At 69.4% G+C, this 5,185-nt stretch carries 3 protein-coding genes; all 3 read left to right on the top strand.

From position 1 onward, the window contains the following. Window positions 1-587: 587 nt before the first annotated feature. Window positions 588-1,067: an Hsp20/alpha crystallin family protein gene (locus tag ACYVIH_RS16675; protein WP_460870618.1), complete on the top strand. Its 480-nt coding sequence runs from the start codon at window positions 588-590 to the stop codon at window positions 1,065-1,067. A 136-nt stretch (window positions 1,068-1,203) separates the two neighbouring features. Further along, window positions 1,204-3,813, top strand: a complete 2,610-nt coding sequence (locus ACYVIH_RS16680) for an ATP-dependent Clp protease ATP-binding subunit (RefSeq protein WP_460870619.1) — start codon at window positions 1,204-1,206, stop codon at window positions 3,811-3,813. A 120-nt stretch (window positions 3,814-3,933) separates the two neighbouring features. Then, the gene (locus ACYVIH_RS16685) at window positions 3,934-5,025 is read left to right on the top strand and encodes a hypothetical protein (RefSeq protein WP_460870620.1); all 1,092 of its coding nucleotides are present in this window, start codon (window positions 3,934-3,936) and stop codon (window positions 5,023-5,025) included. Window positions 5,026-5,185: the final 160 nt, after the last annotated feature.

Below are 5,185 nucleotides of genomic sequence, written 5' to 3' on the forward strand. Positions count from 1 at the left end.
GCCGATCTGAAAGGCATCTGTTGCGTTCACACCCCGGCGAGCCGCACACCTACCTGCGAATCCGGGGCTGACCCGCGGGCAACGCGACTTCACCAGCGTGATGGCGCTGCAAGCCCAGCGCTACGACGTCTACGTCACCACAGCCCATGCCGAACAGGCCGCCCGGTACACCGACCGGCGTTGACGCGGGTGCGGCCGGAGTCGGCTGGCCGACACCTCAGCAATGGCCTAGACCGCAGCAGATGGGCAGCAGAGCACGGCGTGGCGGCATCCGGTGTCGGGTATCCCGACACGGACCGCAGCGCAGCCGTGTCGACGGCGTCAATGCCGATCACAGAAGGCAGATCCGCATGAGGAACCGACCCCCGTGTACCTCTGCCAGTGACGCGCGGACGCACGCCTACGCGGAGAGTCAATGCGGCGGCGGCTGCTACGCGTGGTCCGGCGGTCAACGCCGGGGTGGGTGGCCGCAACAGTGCCGCCGCGGACCGCCCGATCGAAATGCCTGCCGCCGGCCCCCGCCGGCCTCCGCCGCCGACGATGACCAGCCTCACCTTCAACGCACTTTCAACGATCAGGAGCAGGGCATGAGCGTGATGCGATTCGACCCCTTCGGTGACCCGTTCCGACAGCTGGACCGGCTCACCAGTCAGCTGATGTCTGGTCGGCGTACCCCCATGGGCATGCCGATGGACGTGTGGCAGTCCGAGGACGGGTACCACGTGGCGTTGGACCTGCCCGGTGTCGACCCGGACAGTGTCGAGATCACCGCTGAGGAAAGCGTGCTGACCATCCGCGCGGAACGTGGGCCGGAGTACGAGCAGGGTCAGAACGTGCTGGTCGCCGAGCGCCCACAGGGCAGCTTTACCCGGCAAGTTCAGGTCGGGCAGGCGCTGGACCTGGAGAACGTGCAGGCGCAGTACAGCAACGGGGTGCTGCACCTGGTCATCCCACTGGCACAGGCCGCGCAGCCGCGCCGCATCCAGGTGCAATCCGGCGACGCCGGGGGCGGAAACGTCACCGCATCCCAAACCGACCCGGCGGACACCCCGCCGTCCACCAGTTGAGCAACGCGCCGAATACGGCATCAAGTACGGGGAACCACACCGGGCACGTGCAGTGAGCCATGGGCGGCCAGCTCGCCCCGGCCGAGAAGAGAAGTAGAACCCCGCGATGCCGTCTCGGGCGGCGAATGGAGGCACCATGTCCAGTCAGTCTTTCGGATTCGGCTCGTCGTTCGACGATCTGATCAACCGGTTCTTCGGGGGCAGCGACCCGTTCCCATCTCTGGGGGGTGCGCAGGGGGCACCGCCGCCGGTACAGCGTGTGGACCTGTCGAAGGTGCTCTCCGACTCCGCGCGCGAACTGATCAACTCGGCCGCTCGTCAGGCCGCGGCCTGGGGCAGCTCCGAGGTCGATGCCGAGCACCTGCTGTGGGCCACCACGCAAGAGGACACCACCCGCGCGCTGTTGGAGCAGGCCGGAGTCGATGTCGACAGGCTGACAAACCAGCTCGAGCAACTGCTGGCCGGTGACGGGGCAGGCGGCGAGCCGGAGTCGGTGGCGCTGATGCCGGCCGCCAAGCGCGCCCTGCAGGACGCCTACCGCCAAGCACGGCAGTCAGGTTCCGCGACGATCAACCCCGATCACGTCTTGATGGGGATCGCGGCGAACCCCGAGTCGGTGGCCGGCCGTCTGCTCTCCCGAGCGCTGCCCGACACCGCGCCGCTGCGCCCCGGGCGCGACGGTGAGGCAGAGGCCGGCGGCGATGGGCAGGCCGGAGGCCGCGGCAGCTCGACCACCCCAACCCTCGACGAGTACGGCCGCGATCTCACCCAGGAGGCCCGCGAGGGGAGACTCGACCCGGTGGTGGGTCGGGAGAACGAGATCGAGCAGACCGTAGAGGTGCTGTCGCGGCGAACCAAGAACAACCCAGTCCTGATCGGCGACCCGGGCGTGGGGAAGACCGCGATCGTGGAGGGGCTGGCCCAGCGCATCGTGAACAACGACGTGCCCGACACGCTCGCCGACCGCCGGGTGATCAGCCTGGACCTGTCCGGGATGGTGGCGGGCAGCAAGTACCGCGGCGAGTTCGAGGAGCGGCTCAAAGGCGTCATCGACGAGGTCACCGCCGCCGAGCGTGAGGTCATCGTGTTCATCGACGAGCTGCACACCGTCGTCGGGGCCGGCGGCGCGGAGGGGTCGATGGACGCCGGAAACATGCTCAAGCCGGCCCTGGCCCGCGGGCAGCTGCAGGTCGTTGGCGCGACCACCATCGACGAGTACCGCAAGCACATCGAGAAGGACCCCGCCCTCGAGCGGCGGTTCCAGCCCATCTTGGTGCCCGAGCCATCGGTGGACGACACCATCGAGATCCTCCGCGGACTTCGCGACCGGTACGAAGCGCACCACCAGGTGCGGATTACCGACGAGGCAACCGTCGCCGCCGCCGAGCTGTCCGACCGCTACCTGACCAACCGCTTCCTGCCGGACAAGGCGATCGACCTCATCGACCAGGCCAGCGCACGGGTCCGGCTGCGGGCGCACATCGCCCCGCGCGACACCCGCGAGCTCGCCGAACGGGTCAGCGCCCTGGAGCGGGAGAAGGACACCGCGGTGGCCGGCGAACGCTACGACCGGGCCGCCGAACTGAAGGCTGAGCTGGACACCGCTCGTGCCCGACTGGAGGAGGCCCAGGGGGCACGAGGCCCCGTGCCGGAGGTCACCGCCGACGACATCGCCGAGGTCGTGTCCAGAACCACCGGTATCCCGGTGGCGCAGCTGACCGAGGAGGAACGCGACCGGTTGCTGCGGCTCGAGCACGCCCTCCACGAGCGAGTCGTCGGTCAGGAGGAAGCCGTCCAGGCGGTCGCCAAGGCAGTACGCCGCGCCCGCGCCGGCATGGCCGACCCGAATCGTCCGGTGGGGTCGTTCCTGTTCCTCGGCCCGACCGGGGTGGGCAAGACCGAGCTCGCCCGCACGCTGGCCGCGGCGCTGTTCGGCGACGAGGACCGGATGGTCCGCTTCGACATGAGCGAGTTCCAGGAGCGTCACACCGTCTCCCGTCTCATCGGGGCGCCGCCCGGCTACGTGGGCTACGAGGAAGCCGGTCAACTCACCGAGGCGGTCCGCCGCACCCCGTACACGGTGGTGCTGCTCGACGAGATCGAGAAGGCGCACCCCGACGTGTTCAACACGCTCCTGCAGCTGCTCGACGCCGGCCGGCTCACCGACGCCCAGGGACGCACCGTGGACTTCTCCAACGCCGTCATCATCATGACCAGCAACATGGGCGCCGACCGGATCCTCAACGCGACCCGGGCCGGCCAGTCGATGGAGGAGCTACGTGAGCCGCTGATGCAGCTGCTCGGCCAGTCGTTCAGGCCGGAGTTCCTCAACCGCATCGACGAGATCATCATCTTCCGGGGCCTGGAGATGACCCAGCTGCGCCACATCACCGAGTTGCTTCTCGAGCAGAGCCGGCGCCGCCTTCGCGCCCAAGGCATCACCCTGGAGGTCGACGACAAGGCGATGGACTGGCTCGCCGAGCGAGGCTTCCAGCCGGAGTTCGGCGCCCGGCCGCTGCGCCGGACCATCCAGCGCGAGATCGACGACGAGCTCTCGACGCTGCTGCTCAGCGGCGAGCTGTCCGCCTCCGACACCGTCACCGTCACCGTCGAGGACGACCGGCTCACGTTCACCACCCACACCAGCGGTGAGACCGGTGACCAGAACCCGGCCAGCGACGGTGACGCCGCAGACCACCAGCCGACCGACGAGAGCGCCGAACCCAGCGGCGGGACGGCGCAGTGACCTCCGGCGCGCTGCCCCGAGCGCGGGCTTGGCGGGTGGCGTGCGCACGCCATCCGCCGCCACGTCCGGACCCCAACCCGTTCGCCGCGATCCCGCCGCTACAGCCGCGCGTATCCGATGATGAGTGCCGTGGACGGTGACGAGCAGCCGCGGGTGGTGCTCGGAGTGGTCGCCGCCCCCGGGGTAGCCAGCGGACTGGCGGCGAGCATGGTCCACGACCTCGGTGAGGATCTGACCGCCCGCTTCCCTGGAGTCCGATGGCAGGTCGAGGAGGTCGTCGACGGTCTCGTGGAGCCGCCGGCCGAGGACGTGGAGATCGTGGCGGCTGCCCGCAGGCTGCTGCTGGACCACGGGTGGGACCTGGTCGTGTGCCTCACCGATCTACCGCTACGGGTGGGCAAGCGCCCCGTGGTGGCCCACGCCAGCCCGGTACAAGGAGTCGGCCTGCTCAGCGTTCCCGCCCTGGGCGCTGTGACCACTCGCCGCCGCCTCACAACTGCCGTCCTGAGACTCGTCGACGGGCTGCTGGGCGACCCCGACTGCAACGACGACGACACCGAGGCCCACCGTCGCCGGACTCGCCGGCTGCTTGCCCTGGGCACCGACGTGGCGCCCGAACGAGACACCTTCACCTTCACCGCTCGCGTGCTGTCCGGCAACCTGAACCTGCTTGCCGGGATGATCTGGGCCAATCGACCCTGGCAGCTGGCCGCGCGTCTCAGCCGCGCCCTGACCGCGGCCGTTGCGGCCGGGGTCTTCGCTCTCGTGACTCCAGACATCTGGCACCTGGCCGACGTCTACGGCGGTTGGCGGTTGACCGCGGTGTCGCTGGGCGTCACGGTGGCGATGGCCGCCACAGTGATCCTCGGCGCGGACCTTTGGGAGCGCAGTAGCCACCCGCGAATGCGGAACCAGGTCGTGCTGTTCAACCTGGCTACCACCGGGACGGTGCTGATCGGTGTCCTGGCGTTCTACGCCCTGGTCTTTCTTCTAGCGTTGTCCGCCGCGTTGCTGCTGGTCGTCCCGGATCTGCTCGCTGAGACCCTCGGGCACAGCACGAGCCTGAGTGACCACGTCGAGATCGCTTGGTTCACCGCTTCCCTCGCCACCGCCGGCGGCGCACTCGGCGCCGGCCTGGAGAGCGACGAGGCGGTCCGACAGGCCGCCTACACCCACCGAACCAACCCGATCACCGAGAACGGGGCCGCATAGGCATCGCGTCGGTGAAGTGACACGTCGACGGGGCGCTGCAGCGCCCTCTGTTCCAGTGCACTGGGCGGCTTGACGGATACGGACCTCGTCGTTCCGAGCAATGATCAGAACCTGTGGATGGCCCTCGGCGGGGTGACGTGAAGCGGGCGCACCTCCCGAG

This window comes from Nocardioides pakistanensis (genome assembly GCF_054781215.1).